Origin of the sequence: Bradyrhizobium sp. SPXBL-02, assembly GCF_051853065.1 — a bacterium.
Lineage (GTDB): Bacteria > Pseudomonadota > Alphaproteobacteria > Rhizobiales > Xanthobacteraceae > Bradyrhizobium.
Genome location: NZ_CP182474.1, coordinates 5,890,587 through 5,910,597, shown reverse-complemented (window position 1 = coordinate 5,910,597; position 20,011 = coordinate 5,890,587). Strand labels below are relative to the sequence as shown.

Here is a 20,011-nt window from a genome sequence, read left to right as displayed (position 1 = left end):
CTTTTGAGTGGCCATTCCGGGTTCGATGCTGCGCATCGCCCCGGAATGACGGGACACCTAAGGCTGTCACATGTGATGGTCGTTGGGATCCTTGCGGACGTCGCCGACGTAGAGAATGACGGTCTCCTTGCCGAGATTCTTCCACCAATGCGAGGTGCCGTAGACTTCGGGGCGGATGTCGCCGGCCTTGTGCACGATCGGGTCGACGCAGTTGGAGGCGTATTCGACGATCTCGCCCTGCTGCACGAAGATCAGGGCGGGGCGGTCGTCATGGCTGTGCCAGGGCACGATGCCGCCGGGCTCGATGGTCAGCTTGCGGAAGCGCAGCTCGCGGCCCTCGATATGGGCGGGCTGCTTGCCGAGATCGATCGCGCCGAGCGTCACGTCGGTGACGCCGACGGGCTTGTAGTCGACCATCTGCTGCGCGTTCGGCTTGGTCTTGCCGGCCGGACATTCGCCGGCGAAAACCGGCGTCGCAAATGTCAGCGCGCCGAGAGCGGCAACGCCGGTCCAAACCACGCGCGACATTGTGAGATGGCTAGACATGGAAAGTCTCCTCTGTTGGCCGCGAGCCCTGATGGCCGCGGGCTATGGCAGGAGCTTCGCCCGAGACCCTCTCCATCTTGAAATGCCGGCTTGCTCTCGATGCGATAGCCCGGCGCTATGCCGATAGGCGGCAGCTATCGAACCGATTGGGCAACGGCATTTCCGCTTTCGCGGCATTCAGCGTCCGATGCCAGCACGCCCGATTGGATTGCGGTCGCCTCTTGCGGGCGGGCGAACCGGGAAACTAATATTCGCCCTCAGAGAAAGCCGGAGCAGGAAGATGACGTCTCTCTCGCCAGCCGACGCCGAACAGCTCAGGCTCGCGTTCCAGCGCTGCCGCGACATGGACGGCACGCTGAACGAACAGCTCCGCGCCTATGCCGATGCCAGCCGCAAGGTCTTTCCGGCCTATGGCGAGGCGGTCGATCGTCTGGTCGCGCGCTTGAACGGCAACGGCGGTGGCGAGACCGCACCGCGGCCGGGCGATCCGATGCCGCCGTTCATGCTGCCGGACGAGGGTGGGCGTCTCGTGTCGCTGCCCGCGCTGCAGGCGCGCGGGCCCGTCGCGGTGATGTTCTTCCGCGGCCATTGGTGCCCCTATTGCCGGCTCAATGTCCGTGCCGTGGTCCAGTCGGTGGACCGCATCAAGGCGATGGGGGCGCAGGTCGTCGCGATCATGCCGGAGACGCAGGAATATACCGGGCAGCTCAAGGCCGAATCCGGCGCGCCGTTTCCGATCCTGACGGATCTCGACAACGGCTATGCGCTGTCGCTCAACCTCGCAATCTGGCTCGGCGCCGAGATCCAGCAATTGCTGTCCTATCAGGACATGGCGAAATTCCACGGCAATGAGGGGTGGATGCTGCCGATCCCGGCCGTGTTCGTGGTCGGGCGCGACGGCATCGTGAGGGCTCGTTTCGTCGATCCGGATTTCCGCAAGCGCATGGAGATCGACGATCTGATCGAAGCGCTGGAGCGCGCGAGCCGGGAGAATTGAGCGTCGGCGCTATCCCGCGATCTCGCGCCAGTCGGCGCCGCGCAGCATGCGCATCACGGCGTTGCCCACGGCGGTGCGTTGCCGGCCGGCGACCCCATAGAGGTTGACGGTGCGGCGGGTGTCCAGCCCCGTGACTGCGGCGCGGGTCAGCCGCTCCGGCACGGGTGAGGTGTGCGGCACCATGGCGATGCCCATGTCGGCCTCGACCAGCTCGATCAAATCGCGTTCGTTCGAGACCTCATGACCCTGTTCGATGTCGATGCCGTGCTCGCGCAGGCTCGCGGAGATGCGGCGCGCGTGCTCGCAGAAGGTTCGGCTCAGCAGCAGCTCCGATCGCAGATCGTCCAGCTCGACCGAGCTGCGGCCGGCCAGGCGGTGCCCGTCGCCGACGACGAGCTCGAAGCTCTCGGTGAACAGCGGCCAGACGTCCAGCCGGTCCCAGGCCTCGTCGATCTCGGCCGCAATGCCGAGCTCGGCTTCGCCCTTCTTCAGGAAGTCGCCGACCTCGCGGCCCGAGCCGCGCAAGAAGCGGAATTCGAGCCGGTTGAACTGCCGCTTGATCTCGTTGAGATGGGGAATCAGCAAAGCGAGGTCGATCGAATGCGTCAGCGCAATGCGGAGCGCGCCGATCTCTCCGCTCCTGAACGAGGAGGCGAGCGAGCGCGCGCCGATGGCCGCGTCATAGCACTGCTTCAGAAGCGGATGCATGCGCTGGCCGAGCTCGGTCAATTGCGCGGCGGGGCGCTCGCGGCGGAACAGGTCGCCGCCAAGCTCGGCCTCGAGCTGCTTGATCGCGCGCGTCAGCGACGGCTGCGTCACGTTGCACTCTTCGGCCGCGCGCGTGAAATTCAAGAGCTGCGCCACCGCGAGGAAATAGCGGACCTGGTGCATTTCCATGGATCGGCTCCCAGCAGAAATCGACCGGAAATCTAGCCGATCAGGGCAGGAAATGACATCCCGCCTGCGATAGCGCGGGCGTATGGACTCGGAAGCCAACCGGCATTTCCGCAAATCCCGGAGATCCCGCACCTTTCGCTCCAGCCATGGCGCAGGTCGCGCTCAGAAGAGGTCCGGATCATGAATATCCCCATCAAGACGCAGACGTCAGCTTCGTCACGCGTGCTGGCCGGCAAGGTGGCGCTGGTCACGGGGTCGACCAGCGGCATCGGTCTCGGCATCGCATGGGCCCTCGCCGCCTCTGGCGCCGACATCGTGCTCAATGGCCTTGGTGTCGCCAGCGAGATCGGCCGGACGCGCGAGCAGATCGCCGCCGAGTTCGGCGTCAAGGCCAGCTATTCGCCGGCGGACATGACGAGGCCGAATTCGATCGCCGAGATGATCGCGGCGACGGTGGCTCAATCCGGCCGGCTCGACATCCTGGTCAACAACGCCGGCATCCAGCATGTCGCGCCGCTCGACCGGTTTCCGGTCGAGAAATGGGACCAGGTCCTCGCCATCAACCTGTCCTCGGCGTTCCACACCACGCGGCTCGCATTGCCGGCGATGCGGCAGAACGGCTTTGGCAGGATCATCAACATTGCTTCCGCGCATGGCCTGGTCGGCTCGCCGTTCAAGGCGGCCTATGTGGCGGCCAAGCACGGTATCGTCGGCCTGACCAAGGTGACAGCGCTTGAAACTGCGGAGGAAGGCATCACGTGCAACGCGGTCTGCCCCGGCTATGTCTATACCCCACTTGTCGAGGCACAGATCGACGGGCAGGCGAAGGCGCACGGCATCTCGCGCGATCAGGTGATCCGCGACGTTCTGCTGGCGCAGCAGCCCAACAAGCGGTTTGCCACGGTCGAGGAACTCGGGGCGCTGGCGGTGTTCCTGTCGACGGACGCGGCGGCCTCGATCACCGGCGTTGCGCTGCCGGTCGACGGCGGTTGGACCGCGCATTGACATGAGCCGGCGCAGCAAGTCGAATATTCGAACGGTGCAAGCTCACCAGGAGCGAGACATGGGCACGCAGGACAATTCGCAGCACAAGAAGTTCGACCTGCCGGGTCAGATCGTGCTCGTGCTTCAGGGCGGCGGCGCGCTCGGCTCGTACCAGGCCGGGGTCTACCAGGCCTTGCACGAAGCCGGCATCGAGCCGGATTGGATCATCGGCACCTCGATCGGTGCGATCAATGCGAGCCTCATCGCCGGCAACGCGCCCGAGCACCGGCTCGCGCGCTTGCGGGAGTTCTGGAAGCGGATGGAGCAGCAGCCGGTCTGGGACTGGCGCGCCGCGTTTCCCGGCTTCAACGAGAAGCTGGCCTATTGGTCGACCGTGACCCACGGCATTGCCGGTTTCTTCCGGCCCAATCCGCTGGCCCATGCCGGCGATTCCTATCCGCTGGGCGCCGATCACGCCGGCTATTATTCGACCGCGCCGCTGGAGAAGACGCTGAGCGAGCTCGTCGATTTCGATCTCGCCAACCGCTGCGCGCCGCGCCTCACGGTCGGTGCGGCTCACGTCGGCACCAGCGAAATGCGCTATTTCGACAGTCGCGACGGCGAGCTGACGGTGAAGCATGTGATGGCTTCGGGCGCGCTGCCGCCGGCCTTCCCCGCCGTGCGCATCGACGGCGAGCTCTATTGGGACGGCGGCATCCTGTCGAACACGCCGACCGAAGCGGTGTTCGACGACAATCCGCGCAGGGACTCGCTGATCTTCTCCGTGCATCTGTGGAATCCGGTCGGGCCGGAGCCGACCACGATGGCGGAGGTGCTGAACCGGCACAAGGACGTGCAATATTCCAGCCGCATCGCGAGCCAGATCGTGCGCCAGCAGCAGGCCCATCGCCTGCGCCACGTCATCAACCAGCTTGCGGCGCGGCTGCCCGAGAGCGAGCGCAACGATCCCGCGGTGAGGGAGCTGACGAGCTACGGCTGCCCGACCCGCATGCATGTGGTGCGGCTGCTGGCGCCGCAGCTCGAGCACGAGACCCATACCAAGGATATCGACTTCAGTCCGTCCGGGATCACGCGGCGCTGGCACGCCGGCTATGCGCACACGAAGTCGGTGCTGGCGCGCAAGCCCTGGATCGGCGAATTCGACCCGCTCGCCGGCGTTGTGCTGCACGAGCATCTGGACGAGATGCCGATGGCGGCGGAGTGAGGGCTCTGTCCGTCATAGCTTCGCACGACGACGATTTCGCAGGCGCGCGGTCCGGAGTATGGTCGCCGTATCTTCGTCGCGAGGCCTGCAATTGGTCGCTGAGAAAGATCTGGAGGAGTCGCTCGATACGCTGCGTGCCAACGCGGCGGGACCGGTCGCGGGCGTGTTCGGTCCGGCCTCGCTGACCTGGCAGATCGACCGGGAGGCCGTGATCTTTCTCGGCGCCGGCCGTGCGCTGCTGCTGCAACTGGCCCATCCATGGGTGGCGGCGGCGATCGCCGAGCATTCGCGCACCCTTGCCGATCCGATCGGCCGCTTCCATCGCACCTTCGACATCGTCTTCACGATGGTGTTCGGCTCGCTGGACCGGGCGCTGCTGTCGTCCCGGCAGCTGCATCGGCGTCACAGCATGATCGTCGGCGAAATGCCCGAGACCGTGGGTCCGTTCGTGGCCGGCTCGCGCTACTGCGCCAACGACATCCCCGCGCTGCGCTGGGTCCATGCGACGCTGGTCGAGACCGCGCTCATGGCACATGATCTGGTGCTGCCGCCACTCTCGGCGGAGGAGCGCGATCGCTATTGGTGCGAGGCCAGGCTGTACGGCGCCCTGTTCGGATTGACGGGGGATGATTTGCCGGCGAATTGGTCCGGCTTCGCCGCCTATACCGCGGCGATGGCGCAGTCGGAGACGCTGACCGTCAGCAGCGCAGCACGCGAGATCGCGACGCAGATCTTCACGGGCGCACGCCCGTGGTTGCGGCCGCCGCGCTGGTATCGCGCGCTCACCGCGAGCATGCTGCCCGAGCGCTTGCGTGTAGGCTTCGGCTTTGAGCTCGACGCGCGCGGAATCCGATCCGCCGACAACGCACTGCGGTGGATCAGGCGCACCTATCCGAAATTGCCTGACCGGCTGCGCTATGTCGGCCCCTACCAGGAAGCGCAGGCGCGGCTGCGGGGCGAGCTGCAGCCCGACTGGATGACACGGTGTCTCAACCGCGCATGGATCGGCCGGTCGCAGATGGACGTGCGTCGCTGAGCGCTCCCGGCGTGTCCCGGACAAGCTGCAACGCGTGGAGCGTTGCAGCGCAGAGCCGGGACCCAGGGGCCACGAGCTCAGTCGAGACATGGGCCCCGGCTCAGCAGCGCACCACGTCGCAAGGGCGACGCGCTGCGCTGCGTCCGGGGCACGAGAGGGCAGTTGGACACGCAACCTTCTCCGCGTCGTCATTGCGAGCGCAGCGAAGCAATCCAGACTGTCACCGCCGAGGGATTCTGGATTGCTTCGTCGCTTCGCTCCTCGCAATGACGGAGTATGCGGAAACGCCTCAGCGTCACACCGACGCCAGCTTGCGGTACAGCGCGCTGTAGCTGCCGGCCGAGATGCTCCAGGAGAACGAGCGTCCCATGGCGCTACGGCGCATCGTATCGAGCTGGTCGTGGGCCATGAAGGCCGAGAAGGCGCGCCGCACGCCGCCGAGGAAGGACTCGCGCGAGGGCCTCGAGAACAGGAATCCGGTCTCGCCGTCGCTGATGGTCTCGGCGAGGCCGCCGGTCTGGTGACCGATCGGCAGCGAGCCGAAGCGCTGGGCGTACATTTGGCTGAGCCCGCACGGCTCGAACCGCGACGGCATCAAGGTGAAGTCGCTGCCGGCGAAGATGCGTCGCGCCTGGGCGTCGTTGAAGCCGATCGCGACCCCGATTGCGTCGGGGCGACGGCGGTGCGCGTCGATCAGGGCCTGCTCGAGCGCCGGCTCGCCGGAGCCGGTGACCACGATCTGCCCGCCGGCGTCGACGATCTCGTCCGCCGCCGACAGAACGAGGTCGATGCCCTTCTGATGCACGAGTCGCGCGACGATGCCGAACATCGGCCCGCGCGAGACCGCCAGCCCGAACTGCTTGCGGACGTAGTCCGCGTTTGCCTTCTTGCCGACCCAGTCGCCGGCGCCGAATTGCTGGGCGAGCTGGGCGCAGGAGCGTGGGTCCCAGCTCTCGTCGATACCGTTGAGGATGCCGGTGAGCTCGGCGGCGTCCGAACGCAGGCGGAGCAGGCCCTCCAGGCCACAGCCGAACTCGGCCGTGGTGATCTCCCGCGCATAGGTCCCGCTGACCGTGGTGAGGTGCGAAGCGTAGACGAGGCCTGCCTTGAGAAAGGAGACCTGATCGTAGAACTCGACGCCGTCGATGTGGAAGGAGCTCTCCGGTGCGCCGATCCGCCGCAGCGAGTCCTTAGGGAAGAGACCCTGATAGGCGAGGTTATGAATGGTCAGGATCGACGGCAGCTTGGCGCCGCGCCAGGCAAGGTAAGCCGGCACGAGCGAGGCCTGCCAGTCATTGGCATGGATCAGGTCTGCTGCCCAATTCTTGTCCAGCTTGCCCATGGCGAGCTCAGCCGCCGCCGAGGCGAAGCGCGCGAAGCGGATGTCGTTGTCGGGCCAGTCGCGCCCGAATTCATCGCCATAGGGGTTGCCGGGCCGGTCGTAGAGCTGCGAGCACAACAGCACATAGACCGGCAGGCCGTCCTTGGTCGCGGCACGGCCGAGCGAGCAGGCCGGCATCTCCGCGAATGCAGGACAACGGCCAACGACCTGAATATGCGTGAGTTGCTCGATGATGTCGCGATAGCCGGGCAGCATGATCCGGATATCGGCGAAGGAGCGAAGTGCGCGGGGGAGGGCGGCGGAAACGGCTCCCAGTCCGCCAACGCGGACGAAGTCGTCCATCTCTGTGGTGACGAACAAGACCCTCAAGAACAGCCGCCCTCTTCAGACCCCGCTTGCTGCTATGCAAGAACGGGTCCAGTTGTGCTGGAATTCCAAAGCCCGCCCACGCGGCACGTCTGTTCGGTAAACACTTTCCTACTCAGCCGCCGCCCTCTAGGGTCGCCGCATCAACAACAAAGAACTTCGACGGTTCCAAAGAGTTCCGAGGACGCAGGCAGGCATGCAGCTAGCAGATAAGCATGAGGGGACGACGACAAAGGCCTTCGCAGGCCTGCGGGTGCTGGATTTTTCGACCACGATCGCGGGGCCCCATTGCACGCGGATGCTCGCCGACATGGGCGCCGAGATCATCAAGATCGAGACCGACGGCGGGGAGACGATGCGGACCCGGCCTCCCTTGCGCAACGGCTGCAGCACCGCGTTCGGCCAGCTCAATGTCGGCAAGAAGAGCGTGGTCCTCGACCTCAAGTCCGAGGATGGCAAGGAGGCGGTGCGCCGGTTGGCCGCGACATCGGACATTCTGGTCGAGAACTTCCGTCCCGGCGTGATGCGTCGCCTTCGGCTCGACTACGACAGCCTGCGTCAGGTCAACCCGAGGCTGATCTACTGCTCGATCTCCGGCTACGGCCAGACCGGCCCTTCGGCCGAACTGCCGGCCTACGCCCCGGTGATCCACGCGGCCTCAGGCTACGACATGGCGCATCTCGCCTACCAGCCGGGTCGCAACCGTCCGGACTATTGCGGCATCTACCACGCCGACGTCGTCACCGGGACCTACGGTTTCGGCGCGATCGCGTCCGCGCTCTATCAGCGCACCGTGACCGGTGTTGGCCAGCACATCGACGTCTCCATGCTGGAAACGATGCTGTCGCTGACGCTGACCGAGTTGCAGAGCTCGCAATTCACGGTGGCGCCGCCGCCACGCTCGATGTTCGGACCGACCGAGACGGCAAGCGGCTACGTCATGATCACGATCGCCAGCGAGAAGACATTCCAGGCCCTGATGGGGGTGATCGGCCGCCCCGACTGGGTCTCCGATCCACGCTTCGCCACCTATGCCGCGCGCCGCGAGAACTGGGCCGAGCTGATGGATGGCGTCGAAGTCTGGTCGCGGCAGCTTTCGACCGATGCATGCCTGCGCGTTCTTGGTGCTGCCGGCGTGCCGGCCTCGGCCTATCGCAGCGTGTCCGAGGCCTTGGCCGATCCGCAGCTTGCACATCGCCGGGCGCTCTCGGAGGTGCGGGACGAGGGCGGCTCGTTCCAGGTGCTCAACCTGCCGTTTCGGATGTCCGCGGCTGACACGACGCCGGCCAAGACCGTGTCCGTGCTCGGCGAGCACACAAGCGCGTTGCGCGAGGAGATCGGCCTTGCGAGCGGCGTATCAATTCCGCCAGGCAAAACAGCCGCGACATCCTGAGTCGCATCGCCGCCACATGCGGCGTTTGAACTCTCGTTGGTTCCTCTTGCCGAGGCGAGCATTTGTCGCCAAGCTCGCGTCCGAGTCATTCAACGATCCGAAACATCGGACGCGGGATCCCGGGAGGAACCATGACGAACGCGGCGGCCGTGGCACGCAAGCGCGTGCCTATTTTCCTCGTTGCGGTATTTGCACTGGCAACGCCGGTGCAGGCGCAGAAATCGGGCGGCAGCATCACCGTCGGTCAGGAGCTGGAGATCGCAGGCTTCGATCCGCTCAAGGTCGGCGTCTATGACACCTCGACCTTCACCGCCGCCGCCGCGATCTTCGACACGCTCACAACGCTGAATGACAAGGGCGAGGCGGCGCCGAAGCTCGCGCTGTCCTGGACCCATTCCGACGATTACAAGAGCTGGACCTTCAAGCTCCGCGAAGGCGTGAAATTCCACGACGGCACGCCATTCAATGCGCAGGCCTTCAAGGAGAATTTCGACCGGCAGAAGGACCCCGCCAACAAGTGCCGCTGCGCCTTCTACATCACCAACGTCAAGGAGGTGCTGGCGCCGGACGAACATACGGTGATCTTCAATCTGACCGATCCTTCGGTGAATTGGCCGGCAGTGATCACCATCCAGAGCTCGAACAACGTCATTCATTCGCCGACGGCCTGGAAGACCAAGGGCGATGATTACAACCGCAATCCCGTCGGCACCGGTCCCTACATCCTGAAATCCTGGACCGCCGGCGACCGCATGGTGCTGGAGAAGAACCCCAACTACTGGGACAAGGGCCGTCCCTATCTCGACCGCATCATCCTGAAGCCGCTGCCGGATGCGCAGTCGCGCTTCGCCTCGCTGCAATCGGGCGAGGCCGACATCATCTGGGACGACGAGAACGACGCCGACAACATCATGAAGGCGCAGAAGGACTCCAAGCTCACGGTGCACACCTACAAGGGCTCGGGCGCGCAGGTCTACGCCTTCAACACCAAGGTGGCGCCGTTCGACGACGTGCGGGTGCGGCAGGCGCTGGTGATGGCGATCGACCGTCCGAAGATGTCGCAGGCGATCAGCAATGGCCTCAGTCGGCCTGCGAGCAATCCCTACGGCGACGGCTCCTGGGTCAAGTGCAAGGACGACGGTGCGCTGCCGTTCGACGTCGAGAAGGCCAAGGCGCTGATCAAGGAGTACGGCAAGCCGGTCGAGTTCAAGATGCTGGTGACCGCAACGCCCCGCGGCCGCATGATCGGCCAGGTGCTGCAGCAGTTCTGGAAACGCGCCGGCGCCAACATGGAGATCGAGCAGGTCGATCAGGCCACGATTCCGACGCGCGCCTTCACCCGCCAGTTTCAGCTGACGCCTTGGCGCATCGTCGATCTCGCCGATCCCGATCCGCAGATGTACGCGAATTTCCGCAGCGGCAGCCCGCTGGCGCTCGCCGGCTTCTCCGATCCCGAGCTCGACAGGCTTCTGGACCACGCACGCGTCACCGCCGACATCACCCAGCGCACCGAAGATTACTGCGCCATCAGCCGCCTGATCAACAAGGAGGCGATCTGGTTCTGGACCTTCCAGAATACTTACTACGCGCTGTCGAGCGCCAGGCTGAAGGGCTTTCCCAAGATCTACAACGGGGTGATCGACGTCTCGACCACCTGGCTGGAATGACCTCGCGATGCTGAACTTCGTCGTTCGGCGGCTCCTTGCGATGCTGCCGGTGCTGCTCGCGGTCTCGCTGCTCACCTTCCTGATCGCCTCGCTCTTGCCGGGCGATCTCGCGCTCGTCATCCTCGGCGACCAGGCAACGCCGGAAAATGTCGCGGCGCTGCGCCGTGACATGGGGCTCGACCAGCCGTTGTGGTGGCGCTACCTGAGCTGGCTTGGCCATGTGTTGCAGGGCGATCTCGGCCGCTCGTTCCGCACCGGGCAGACGGTGCTGCAGGCGGTGGCCGAGCGCATTCCGGTTTCGCTGCAGCTGATGCTGATGGCCGAGTTCATCGGGCTCCTGATCGGCGTTCCCGTTGCGATCGCCTGTGCCGCGCGCGCCGGCGGCGCGTTCGACCGCTTCATGACCGGCAGCGCGTTCGCGATGCTGTCGATGCCGTCGTTCCTGACCGCGATCCTGCTGATCTATCTTTTCGCGGTCGAGCTGCGCTGGCTGCCGGCGACCGGCTATGTGCCGTTCACCGAGGCACCGCTGGCCAATTTGCGCTTCTTCGTGCTGCCGGCGCTGACATTGGCGCTGGCGGAATGGCCGGGCATCATGCGCGTGCTGCGCTCCGACATGATCGCGACCTTGCAGGAGGATTACATTGCGCTGGCCAAAGCAAAGGGCCTCAAGCCATCGCGCATCCTGTTCGTGCATGCGCTCAAGCCTTCGTCGCTGACCCTGGTGACGGTGACCGGCATCAATATCGGCCGCCTGCTCGGCGGCACGCTGATCGTGGAATCGATCTTCGCGCTGCCCGGCATCGGCCGGCTGCTGGTCGGGGCGATCTACACCCGCGACCTCGTCATCCTCCAGGGCGTGGTGCTGCTGGTCGCCTGCGGCTTCGTCATCGTCAATTTCATCGTCGACATGCTCTACGCCGTGCTCGATCCGAGGATCCGCCATGGCCACGCTTGAGCTGTCGATCCAGGACGAGGAGGCGGTTGCGCCGGTCGGCCGCAAGCGCAAGCTCGGCCTGTTGTTCTGGATCGCAAGCGCCTGGCTTGCGATCATCCTTTCGCTCGCGATCCTGGCGCCGGTGCTGCCGCTGCAGAACCCCGTCGACATGGACATGCTGGAACGGCGCGCCGCCTTCTCCTGGGAGCATTGGCTCGGCACCGACGGGCTCGGCCGCGACGAGCTCGCCCGGCTGATCTTTGGCGCGCGTGTCTCTCTGGCAGTCGGGCTGATCGCGCCCATGATCGGCCTCGTCGTCGGCGGCGCGCTCGGCCTGCTGGCCGGTTATTTCCGTGGCCGGTTCGAGACGCTGGTGGTCGGCAGCATGGACGTCCTGCTCGCCTTTCCGCCGCTGATCTTCGCGCTCGCGGTGGTCGCCTATCTCGGGCAGTCGGTCCCTAACCTCACAATGGTCCTTGGCGTGCTCGGCATTCCCGCCTTCATGCGCGTGGCGCGCGCGGCGACGCTGACGCTGGCGCGGCGCGAGTTCGTGATCGCGGCCGAGGCGCTCGGCGCCAGCCATGCGCGCATCCTCCTGCGCGAGCTGCTGCCGAACGTCATCCTGCCGCTGCTCGCCTTCTTCCTGCTCGGCGTCGCCGTCACCATCGTGGTCGAGGGCGCGCTGTCCTTTCTCGGCCTCGGCGTGCCGCCGCCGATGGCGAGCTGGGGCAGCATGATCGGGGAGGGACGCGACAGCCTCGACGTCGCGCCGCGCCTCGCCTTCATGCCGGCGGCCGGACTGTTTCTCACCGTGCTGGCCTTCAACCTCGTCGGCGACACCTTGCGGGCCCTCACCGACCCACGTCAGGGGGCACTGTGAGCGCGCCGCTCTTGACCATCGAGGATGTCGCGGTCGAGCTCCCGACCCCGCGCGGAAACCTGCGCGCCGTCGATCATGTCGACCTTTCGCTGGAGGCCGGCCGCACGCTCGGGATCGTCGGTGAATCCGGCTGCGGCAAGACCATGCTCTCGCGCGCCGTGCTGCAGCTGCTGCCGAAGAAGGCGAAGCTGACGGGCCGGGTGATGTTCGACGGACAGGATCTGGTGCGGCTCGAGCCTGAAAGCCTGCGGCGCTTGCGCGGACGCGATCTCGCGGTCGTGTTCCAGGACCCCATGACCTCGCTCAACCCGGTGCTCACCATCGGCACGCAGCTGATGGAGACGATCCAGGAGCACCTCGAGCTCGACGCCCCCGCCGCGAAGGCGCGCAGCATCGAGCTGCTCGCCGCCGTCGGCATTCCCGCGCCGGAGCAGCGGCTCGCGCAATATCCGCATCAATGCTCCGGCGGCATGCGCCAGCGCATCGCGATTGCGATCGCACTGTCCTGCGAACCGAAGCTCCTGATCGCGGACGAGCCGACCACCGCGCTCGACGTCACCATCCAGGCGCAGATCCTCGATCTGCTCGCGCGCGAGCAGCGCCGCCGCCACATGGCGATGATCATTATCACCCACGATCTCGGCGTCGTCGCCGGCCGCGCCGACGAGGTCGCGGTGATGTATGCCGGCAGGGTGGTGGAGCGCGCGCCGACGCAGGCCTTGTTCAAGCGCATGCACATGCCCTACACCGAGGCGCTGCTGGCTGCGATCCCGAAGCTCGAGACCGCGCCGCATACGCCGCTGCCGGCGATCTCGGGCCGTCCACCCGATCCGACGCGGCCGCTGAAGGGCTGCTCCTTCGCGCCGCGCTGCAATTATGCCACCGCGCGCTGTCATGAGGCCAAACCGGTCCTGACGAGTGCCGAGATGCCGGGGCATGTCTATGCCTGCTTCCACCCGATCCGGATGACGGAGGGGATCGAGGCATGATGCAGCTTGCTGTGCGCCCCGCGCCGCTTCTGAGCGTCGACAATCTCGTCGTCGAATATGGCCTCGGCAACAAGATTGTTCATGCCGTCTCCGGTGTCAGCCTCCAGGTTGCGCGCGGCGAGACGCTCGGACTGGTCGGCGAATCCGGCTGCGGCAAGTCGACGCTCGGCCGCGCCGTGCTGCAACTGCGCCGCGCCAAGTCCGGCCGCGTGATGTTTGACGGCGCGGACCTCACCGCGATGGAGGGCGAGGCGCTGCGCAGGATGCGCCGCCGCGTGCAGCTGATCTTTCAGGACCCGATCGCCTCGCTCAACCCGCGCCGGCGCATCGGCGACATCGTCGCCGAGCCGCTGATCATCGCTGGCGTCAAGGATGCCGCCGAACGCAAACGGCGCGTTCACGAGGTGCTCTCTGCGGTCGGGCTCGACCCCGATCTCGTGGCCAACCGCCTGCCGCACGAATTCTCCGGCGGCCAGTGCCAGCGCATCTGTATCGCGCGGTCGCTGGTGCTCAACCCCGAATTCATCGTCTGCGACGAACCGGTCTCGGCGCTCGACGTCTCCATTTGCGCGCAGATCCTCAACCTGCTGGAGGAGATGAAGGCGCGCTTCGGCCTGACGCTGCTGTTCATCGCCCATGACCTCGCGGTGGTCAAAGCGGTCAGCGATCGCGTCGCGGTGATGTATCTCGGCCGGCTCTGCGAGGTCGGCCCTTCCGAGCAATTGTTCGCGCGGCCTGCGCATCCCTACACCGCGCTGCTGTTGCGGGCGATCCCGGCGCCCGATCCAGACGTGCGTCCCGCCGAAAGTGTGGCGGCCGGCGAGCCGCCATCGCCGATTGCGCCGCCATCCGGCTGCCGCTTCCGCACCCGCTGCCCGCGGGCCGATCAGCGATGCAGCGCGGAGATACCGGAGTTGCGCGAGGTCGCTCCCGGCCAGTTCGCGGCTTGCCACCATCCGCTGGCTTGAACTAAGACCGGTTTGTCTCGCCCCGCCGACCGTGGCATGGTGGCGCGACAACAAGAAGCATGCGGGAGGACGCCGATGAAGAGTTCAAGGTTGCCGATTTCAAGGCGCCGCTGCAGGAGTTCGACGAGGCTACGCCGCAGCCCGCGGGCACGCAGGTGCTGATCAAGGTGAAGGCCGCCGGTGTCTGCCACAGCGACCTTCACATCTGGGAAGGCGGCTACGATCTCGGCCATGGCCGCAAGCCGCTCTCGTTGAAGGACCGCGGCATCAACCTGCCGCTGACCATGGGCCACGAGACCGTCGGCGAGGTCCTCGCCTTCGGCCCGGACGTGAAGCCGACCGACCAGGGCGACCTGAAGGTCGGCGATGTCGGCCTGGTCTATCCCTGGATCGGCTGCGGCAAATGTGCCACGTGCCTCGCCGGTGACGAGAACATGTGCCTGACGCCGCGCTCGCTCGGGGTCTATTGCGACGGCGGCTATTCCGATCACATGCTGGTGCCGCATCCGCGCTACCTGCTCAATCTGAAGGGCCTCGATCCCGCGACGACCGCGCCCTATGCCTGCTCCGGCGTCACCACCTACAGCGCGCTGAAGAAGGTCGAGCAGCATTTCGACACGCCGATCGTGATGTTCGGCGCCGGCGGTCTCGGCCTGATGGCGCTGTCGCTGCTGAAAGCGATGGGCGGCAAGGGCGCGATCATGGTCGATATCGACGCCAGGAAGCGCGAGGCCGCGGAGAAGGCCTGCGCGCTCGCGACCGTCGATCCCAAGGCGCCGGATGCACTGGAGCAGCTTGCCAAGAAGGCCGGCGGGCCGATCCGCGCCGTGATCGACCTCGTCGGCAACTCTGCTACGACGCAGCTCGGCTTCGATTGCCTGACCAAAGGCGGCAAGCTCGTCATCGTCGGCCTGTTCGGCGGCGGTGCGACCTGGGCGCTGCCGCTGATTCCGATCAAGGCAGTGACGATCCAGGGCAGCTATGTCGGAAACCTGCGCGAAACGCAGGAGCTGCTCGACCTCGTGCGGTCGAAGAAGGTGCCGCCGATCCCGGTGACGCAGCAACCGCTCGCCAAGGCCAACGACGCGCTGCTGCAATTGCAGCAGGGCGCGGTGGTCGGGCGTACGGTGCTGACGCCGTAACGAACGCTCTCTCCGTCGTCATTGCGAGGAGCGAAGCGATGAAGCAATCCAGGCTGCCTCCGCGGAAAGATTCTGGATTGCTTCGCTTCGCTCGCAATGACGACTTGGCTAACTCCTTCCTCGAGGCTTCCATGTCCGCAAACAACGCCTTCCACATTGCCGTGCTCGCCGGTGACGGCATTGGTCCGGAGGTCATGGCGCCGGCGCTCGAGGTGCTGCGCAAGGTCGGCGAAAAATCCGGCCTCGGCTTCCGCTTCACCGAGGCTCCGGCCGGCGCCAACCACTATCTCGCGGCCGGCAAGTCGATGCCGGATAGCACCATCAAGCTCTGCGAGGAGGCGGACGCGATCCTGCTGGGCGCCTGCGGCCTGCCATCGGTGCGCTACCCCGACAATACCGAGATCGCGCCGCAGATCGAGCTGCGTTTCATCTTCGATCTCTACGCCGGCGTGCGTCCGGCGCGGCTCATTCCGGGCGTGCCGAGCCCGATCGTCGGCGCGGACCAGCGCGGCATCGATCTCGTCGTGATCCGGGAGTCCACCGAAGGACTGTTCGCCTCGATGGGCAAGGGCGTCGTCACCCACGAGGATGCGCGCGAGACCATGGTGATCACGCGGCGGACGTCCGAGCGCCTGTTCGAGTTCTCGTTCCGCCTCGCCGAGCGGCGCAAGGCGCGCGGCAAGCCGGGCGCACTCACCTGTGTCGACAAGGCGAACGTGTTCAAGGCCTTTGCATTCTTCCGCGGCATCTTCGACGAGATCGAGAAGAAGCATTCTGATGTGAAGACCGACCGGCTCTATGTCGACGCCTGCTCGGCGATGCTGGTCAAGCGTCCCTGGGATTTCGACGTGATGGTGATGGAGAACATGTTCGGCGACATCGTCTCCGACATCACCGCGAGCCTGATCGGCGGCCTCGGCATGGCGCCGTCGGCCGACATCGGCGACAAGTACGCGGTGTTCCAGCCGTGCCACGGCACGGCGCCCGATATCATGGGGCAGGGCAAGGCCAATCCCACCGGCATGATCCTGTCCGCCGCGATGATGCTGGATTGGCTCGCCGACAAGCACGGCGTCGAGAGCGCCGCGGAGGCCGGCGAGACGATCGAGCGTGCGGTGGACCAGGTCTATGCCGGCGGCATCAAGCCGATGGAATTCGGCGGCAGCAACGGCACGGCTGACATCACGAAGGCGGTGCTTGCGGCGCTGTAGTCGAAGCGCGCGCGAAAGCGGTCCTCGGGGCCCTACGTCATTTACCAGCGACGCCAGTGGCGGTGGCCGTAATAGCCATATGGCCGTGGCCCGTAGAAACGGCGTGGACCGTAATAGCCATAGGCACCGTAATAGTTCGGTCGCCACCAGCAGCGGCCCCAAGCGTTGCAGACCATGCGGACCTGATCGATATTCGCAGCCGGACCGCTTGCGATCTTGTCGGCCTGCGGGATGCCGTTCGGCATTGCCGCAAGCGCCGGTCCCGACGCGAGCGACACACCACCCACCGCAGCCAGCGCAAGAACAGCAATTCTGAGTTTCATCGCAATCTCCCTCGTTGGTGGCGGGAGAACTTGCGGGAGATCAACTGGTTGCTATGGCGACTGGGCCGCGCGCGGAATTTAATCTTCCTGAATGTCGGTTCAGCTTCAGCGGCCCTGAAACTGCGGCTTGCGCTTTGCCATGAAGGCCTGGCGGCCTTCCCGGAAATCATCCGAGTCCATGCAGGCATTGCCGATCGCCTTGATCGCGTCCATGTCGCGTGCGCTCTCGTCTTTCAAGACCTGCGCAATGGTGATCTTGGCGGCCTTGATCGCGAGCGGAGCATTCTGCGCGATCGTCTCGGCAATCGCCATGGTCTCGCCCCAGAGCTCGCCTTGCGGGAACACGCGCTCGACGAGGCCGATGCGCAGCGCCTCGGCGGCATCGATGCGCATGCCCGTGTACATCAGGAGCCGCGCCCAGGACGGGCCGACCAGCGACACCAGATGCTTCAAGCCGTCATAGCCATAGGCGATGCCAAGCCGGGCCGCGGGAATGCCGAACTGGCTGTCCTGCGAGGCGAGGCGGATGTCGGCGAGCATCGCGACCTGCATGCCGCCGCCGAGGCAATAACCGTCGATGCAGGCGATGGTCGGCTTGGGATAGTCGGCGAGGAGGGCGCGCTGGGCGGCGCTGCGCCTGGCGTATTGCTCGGACGCCGCCGCGTTGTGCCTGACCTTCTCGAACTGGCTGATGTCGGCGCCCGAGACGAACGCCTTGCCGCCGGCGCCGCGCAGGATCACGACGCGCACCTTGTCGTCGTCGCGCAAGGCGGTCAGCGCCTCGCCAAATCCCTCCCACATCTCCAGCGACATCGCGTTGCGCTTGTCGGGATTGTTGAAAGTGATCACGCCGACGCCGTCGGCCGTGCGCGTGAGGATCTTGCCGTCGGCGTAGGGTTTTTCGGTCATGCTGAAAGTGTCTGGCATCGCGCGCTCGCTGCTCGGTGGCGAGGCGCAATGTGCGGCGCAGGCGCCGCCGCGGTCAACCGGCGCTGGAGAGCAGAGCCTGCATCCGGCCGTGCTGCGATTGCATGGCGCACGACGCTCGACGGGGCCGAGACCCCGAAGGAAGACTGCCAGGAAAAAGGGGCGGTCAGGCCGCTCCGAAAATCAAGGCCACGCGCGAATCGCGCGCGGGCCAAGTCAAGTTCAGATCGGATCCAGCCGATCTCGTACAATCCGGCCGCGTCCCCGTGACGCGGCGGATTGAACGTCGGCCGTGAAGGCCGGACCGTCGATCGGCCTCAGCTCTCGTTCGCCGCGATCGATTCCATCAGCGAGACGAGCTGACGCTGCACCGTCTGATCCTTGATCTTGCTGTAGGCGCGCAGCAGGCGGAGGCTGAAGGCCGAGTCGAGGAAGAGCAGGCTCTCGACTTCGCGGGCCTTGTTGTCACCGTCGTAGAAGAAGGTCACGGGCACATCGAGGGCGGAGGCGATCTGCTGAAGCCGGGCCGCACCGACGCGATTGACGCCCTTCTCGTATTTCTGCACCTGCTGGAAGCTGACGCCGAGCTTCTCGCCGAGCTCGGCCTGCGAGATCTTCATCTCGACGCGCCGCAGACGAATCCGCTTGCCAAGCTCGATGTCCGGCTTGCCCGCGCTGCGCTGCTTCATTCTTTTCGCCGCTGCTTTCATCTCTGTTTTCACCTTTGTTCTTCGGTTGAAAATCCCCCGAAGAGCTGGGTCAGGGGTTCGCCCATATACGAGTGCTTGAATTCGTGCGGGTGCACGAACTCTTCCTTAAACCACGGGAAACGAGCCGGATTGAAAGCCTCGATCAGCCAGTCAATCATGTGCCTCACGCGCGGAATACGGCCGCTACCGGGATGGTAGGACAGCCAGATATCCAGCGGCCGGTTCAGCTCGACCTCCAGTGGAATCAACTTCCCGCCAAGCGCAATGGCGTAGCTCGGGAAGACGCCGATGCCGGCGCCATTCGCGACCGCCCAATAATTGGCGCTCGAGACGTTGGTCTTCATGACCAGAAGGTCACGTTCGGACACGCCCGGGAAGAAGCTCTCGAAAGATTCCTTGGCGGCGAGCTGGTCGGCGAATTGCAGCACCAGACGATGCTTGATCAATTCCGCCGCCGAGCGCGGCGCGCCATGCTTCTCGATGTATTTCTCGGAGGCCCAGAACATCAGATGCATGCGGCCGAGCCGCACCAGCTTGATGTCGAGCGCCGAGGGACGGGACAGATGGATGGCGACGTCGGCCTCGTGGCGCGAGACGTCGGCCGAGCGCATCGCGCAATGCAGGTCGACCAGGATCTTCGGATAGGCCTGCTGGAATTCGACGAGGCGCGGGGCCAGCCAGAATGTGCCGAGCCCCTCGGTGACGGCGACGCGGACCTCGCCGGACAGGGCGTTGGCCATCGAATCGCTGGCGCGCAGCACGTCGAAGGTGGCCGCCTCCATGCGCTCGACGGCGGACACCACCAGCGCGCCCTCATCGGTCAGATGGGTGCCGTGGACGTCGCGGGTGAATAACGTGGTGCCGGTCTGGCGTTCGAAATCGTCGATCCGGCGCCGCACGGCGTTGATCGACAGCGACAGGCGCTCGGCCGCCGAGCGAAAGCTTCCGCTTCGCACGACTTCCAAAAATATGCGGGCGGTGTCCCAATCCGAGAGGCCGCTGACATTTGTCTTTGGGCGTTCCGCCAGCGGAACGCCCCTTTCCGCCAAGGAGTGCATACAATTTCCTTTGGAAAGCTAAACTGGCAGAATCTGGAGCAAACCACAACCACGACGGGTTGGGGAACGACGAGTTTTGAACGTCATCCTTACTACCTGAGGGCGGTATTTGGATGCTGCCATGAGCTGGAAATTCGGGCGAGACTATCGGCTCGACTGAGGGGTATGGCGTGAGTTCCGTTGCGAGCCGCAAAATGGCTGCGGGATTGCCGGCGCTGTCCGCAATGAATGATCTTGCGCGCAAGTCCATGCTGTCGCCGCTGATGGATCGACACACCGCATCAGGCGTTTGCTCCCAAAGCATTTCGGGCGATCGCCGATGGTGCCGCATGGCGATGGCGGCCGGAAATTCGGTTCCACAGCAGAAACACACTGAAATCCGGTTCGAAGGCGCAGTCGCCTCGTGCTATCTT

Annotated in this window: 19 protein-coding genes; 12 read left to right on the top strand and 7 right to left on the bottom strand. The window is 65.6% G+C overall.

The genetic code is table 11. The features are described 5' to 3' along the window. Positions 1-66: 66 nt before the first annotated feature. Positions 67-546: a cupin domain-containing protein gene (locus tag ACNJYD_RS27570; protein ID WP_439363878.1), complete on the bottom strand. Its 480-nt coding sequence runs from the start codon at positions 544-546 to the stop codon at positions 67-69. A 280-nt stretch (positions 547-826) separates the two neighbouring features. Here ACNJYD_RS27570 and ACNJYD_RS27565 point away from each other — a divergent pair, with 280 nt between their 5' ends. Then, the gene (locus tag ACNJYD_RS27565; protein ID WP_439363877.1) at positions 827-1,543 is read left to right on the top strand and encodes a peroxiredoxin-like family protein; all 717 of its coding nucleotides are present in this window, start codon (positions 827-829) and stop codon (positions 1,541-1,543) included. Positions 1,544-1,552: 9 nt separating this feature from the next. Here the strand turns inward: ACNJYD_RS27565 and ACNJYD_RS27560 are convergent, their stop codons facing one another. Continuing rightward, entirely contained in the window at positions 1,553-2,440 is an 888-nt protein-coding gene (locus ACNJYD_RS27560) for a LysR family transcriptional regulator (RefSeq protein WP_172783927.1), read from the bottom strand. Positions 2,441-2,620: 180 nt separating this feature from the next. Here ACNJYD_RS27560 and ACNJYD_RS27555 point away from each other — a divergent pair, with 180 nt between their 5' ends. From ACNJYD_RS27555 to ACNJYD_RS27545, 3 genes are all read left to right on the top strand, one after another. Beyond that, entirely contained in the window at positions 2,621-3,445 is an 825-nt protein-coding gene (locus tag ACNJYD_RS27555) for a 3-hydroxybutyrate dehydrogenase (RefSeq protein WP_439363876.1), read from the top strand. Between the two features lie 58 nt (positions 3,446-3,503). Next, complete coding sequence (locus tag ACNJYD_RS27550) at positions 3,504-4,649, top strand: DUF3734 domain-containing protein (protein WP_439363875.1); 1,146 nt, start codon at positions 3,504-3,506, stop codon at positions 4,647-4,649. Between the two features lie 91 nt (positions 4,650-4,740). Continuing rightward, the gene (locus ACNJYD_RS27545; protein ID WP_212254764.1) at positions 4,741-5,685 is read left to right on the top strand and encodes an oxygenase MpaB family protein; all 945 of its coding nucleotides are present in this window, start codon (positions 4,741-4,743) and stop codon (positions 5,683-5,685) included. 295 nt (positions 5,686-5,980) lie between these two features. Here the strand turns inward: ACNJYD_RS27545 and glgA are convergent, their stop codons facing one another. Further along, positions 5,981-7,396 (bottom strand): glycogen synthase GlgA, encoded by a 1,416-nt coding sequence (glgA, locus tag ACNJYD_RS27540; RefSeq protein ID WP_212254765.1) that lies wholly within the window; start codon positions 7,394-7,396, stop codon positions 5,981-5,983. A gap of 193 nt (positions 7,397-7,589) precedes the next feature. Between glgA and ACNJYD_RS27535 the strand changes: the two genes are divergently transcribed. The 8 genes from ACNJYD_RS27535 (at position 7,590) to ACNJYD_RS27500 (ending at position 16,580) form a co-directional block, all read left to right on the top strand. Further along, positions 7,590-8,786, top strand: coding sequence for a CaiB/BaiF CoA transferase family protein (locus ACNJYD_RS27535; protein ID WP_439363874.1), 1,197 nt, complete (start codon positions 7,590-7,592; stop codon positions 8,784-8,786). A gap of 131 nt (positions 8,787-8,917) precedes the next feature. Continuing rightward, positions 8,918-10,453: an ABC transporter substrate-binding protein gene (locus tag ACNJYD_RS27530; protein WP_439363873.1), complete on the top strand. Its 1,536-nt coding sequence runs from the start codon at positions 8,918-8,920 to the stop codon at positions 10,451-10,453. A gap of 7 nt (positions 10,454-10,460) precedes the next feature. Continuing rightward, complete coding sequence (locus ACNJYD_RS27525; protein ID WP_172783934.1) at positions 10,461-11,411, top strand: ABC transporter permease; 951 nt, start codon at positions 10,461-10,463, stop codon at positions 11,409-11,411. Continuing rightward, on the top strand, positions 11,398-12,270 hold the full coding sequence (locus tag ACNJYD_RS27520) for an ABC transporter permease (RefSeq protein WP_439363872.1): 873 nt from the start codon (positions 11,398-11,400) through the stop codon (positions 12,268-12,270). The genes ACNJYD_RS27525 and ACNJYD_RS27520 overlap by 14 nt, the downstream gene beginning before the upstream one ends. Beyond that, on the top strand, positions 12,267-13,259 hold the full coding sequence (locus tag ACNJYD_RS27515; protein ID WP_439363871.1) for an ABC transporter ATP-binding protein: 993 nt from the start codon (positions 12,267-12,269) through the stop codon (positions 13,257-13,259). The genes ACNJYD_RS27520 and ACNJYD_RS27515 overlap by 4 nt, the downstream gene beginning before the upstream one ends. Positions 13,260-13,270: 11 nt before the next feature. Further along, a complete protein-coding gene (locus ACNJYD_RS27510; protein WP_439367519.1) occupies positions 13,271-14,227 on the top strand; it encodes an ABC transporter ATP-binding protein in 957 nt (318 codons plus the stop codon). A 59-nt stretch (positions 14,228-14,286) separates the two neighbouring features. After that, complete coding sequence (locus tag ACNJYD_RS27505; protein WP_439363870.1) at positions 14,287-15,369, top strand: alcohol dehydrogenase; 1,083 nt, start codon at positions 14,287-14,289, stop codon at positions 15,367-15,369. Positions 15,370-15,500: 131 nt separating this feature from the next. Then, complete coding sequence (locus ACNJYD_RS27500) at positions 15,501-16,580, top strand: isocitrate/isopropylmalate dehydrogenase family protein (RefSeq protein WP_439363869.1); 1,080 nt, start codon at positions 15,501-15,503, stop codon at positions 16,578-16,580. 41 nt (positions 16,581-16,621) lie between these two features. On the opposite strand, the gene ACNJYD_RS27495 is transcribed toward ACNJYD_RS27500, so the two are convergent. From ACNJYD_RS27495 to ACNJYD_RS27480, 4 genes are all read right to left on the bottom strand, one after another. Beyond that, positions 16,622-16,903, bottom strand: a complete 282-nt coding sequence (locus tag ACNJYD_RS27495; protein ID WP_172783940.1) for a hypothetical protein — start codon at positions 16,901-16,903, stop codon at positions 16,622-16,624. 105 nt (positions 16,904-17,008) lie between these two features. Continuing rightward, a complete protein-coding gene (locus ACNJYD_RS27490; RefSeq protein ID WP_439363868.1) occupies positions 17,009-17,830 on the bottom strand; it encodes an enoyl-CoA hydratase in 822 nt (273 codons plus the stop codon). Between the two features lie 317 nt (positions 17,831-18,147). Continuing rightward, the gene (locus ACNJYD_RS27485) at positions 18,148-18,519 is read right to left on the bottom strand and encodes a helix-turn-helix domain-containing protein (RefSeq protein ID WP_020608151.1); all 372 of its coding nucleotides are present in this window, start codon (positions 18,517-18,519) and stop codon (positions 18,148-18,150) included. A 29-nt stretch (positions 18,520-18,548) separates the two neighbouring features. Then, complete coding sequence (locus ACNJYD_RS27480; protein ID WP_172783942.1) at positions 18,549-19,598, bottom strand: LysR family transcriptional regulator; 1,050 nt, start codon at positions 19,596-19,598, stop codon at positions 18,549-18,551. Positions 19,599-20,011: the final 413 nt, after the last annotated feature.

What these genes read in the sequence shown, in the direction of transcription:
- ACNJYD_RS27485 (WP_020608151.1), bottom strand. Translation starts at nt 18,519, where the DNA reads ATGAAGCAGCGCAGCGCGGGCAAGCCGGACATCGAGCTTGGCAAGCGG.
- ACNJYD_RS27555 (WP_439363876.1), top strand. Translation starts at nt 2,621, where the DNA reads ATGAATATCCCCATCAAGACGCAGACGTCAGCTTCGTCACGCGTGCTG.
- ACNJYD_RS27520 (WP_439363872.1), top strand. Translation starts at nt 11,398, where the DNA reads ATGGCCACGCTTGAGCTGTCGATCCAGGACGAGGAGGCGGTTGCGCCG.
- ACNJYD_RS27480 (WP_172783942.1), bottom strand. Translation starts at nt 19,598, where the DNA reads ATGCACTCCTTGGCGGAAAGGGGCGTTCCGCTGGCGGAACGCCCAAAG.
- ACNJYD_RS27525 (WP_172783934.1), top strand. Translation starts at nt 10,461, where the DNA reads ATGCTGAACTTCGTCGTTCGGCGGCTCCTTGCGATGCTGCCGGTGCTG.
- ACNJYD_RS27505 (WP_439363870.1), top strand. Translation starts at nt 14,287, where the DNA reads ATGCGGGAGGACGCCGATGAAGAGTTCAAGGTTGCCGATTTCAAGGCG.
- ACNJYD_RS27490 (WP_439363868.1), bottom strand. Translation starts at nt 17,830, where the DNA reads ATGCCAGACACTTTCAGCATGACCGAAAAACCCTACGCCGACGGCAAG.
- ACNJYD_RS27550 (WP_439363875.1), top strand. Translation starts at nt 3,504, where the DNA reads ATGGGCACGCAGGACAATTCGCAGCACAAGAAGTTCGACCTGCCGGGT.
- ACNJYD_RS27565 (WP_439363877.1), top strand. Translation starts at nt 827, where the DNA reads ATGACGTCTCTCTCGCCAGCCGACGCCGAACAGCTCAGGCTCGCGTTC.
- ACNJYD_RS27500 (WP_439363869.1), top strand. Translation starts at nt 15,501, where the DNA reads ATGTCCGCAAACAACGCCTTCCACATTGCCGTGCTCGCCGGTGACGGC.
- ACNJYD_RS27570 (WP_439363878.1), bottom strand. Translation starts at nt 546, where the DNA reads ATGTCTAGCCATCTCACAATGTCGCGCGTGGTTTGGACCGGCGTTGCC.
- ACNJYD_RS27560 (WP_172783927.1), bottom strand. Translation starts at nt 2,440, where the DNA reads ATGGAAATGCACCAGGTCCGCTATTTCCTCGCGGTGGCGCAGCTCTTG.
- ACNJYD_RS27495 (WP_172783940.1), bottom strand. Translation starts at nt 16,903, where the DNA reads ATGAAACTCAGAATTGCTGTTCTTGCGCTGGCTGCGGTGGGTGGTGTG.
- ACNJYD_RS27535 (WP_439363874.1), top strand. Translation starts at nt 7,590, where the DNA reads ATGCAGCTAGCAGATAAGCATGAGGGGACGACGACAAAGGCCTTCGCA.
- ACNJYD_RS27530 (WP_439363873.1), top strand. Translation starts at nt 8,918, where the DNA reads ATGACGAACGCGGCGGCCGTGGCACGCAAGCGCGTGCCTATTTTCCTC.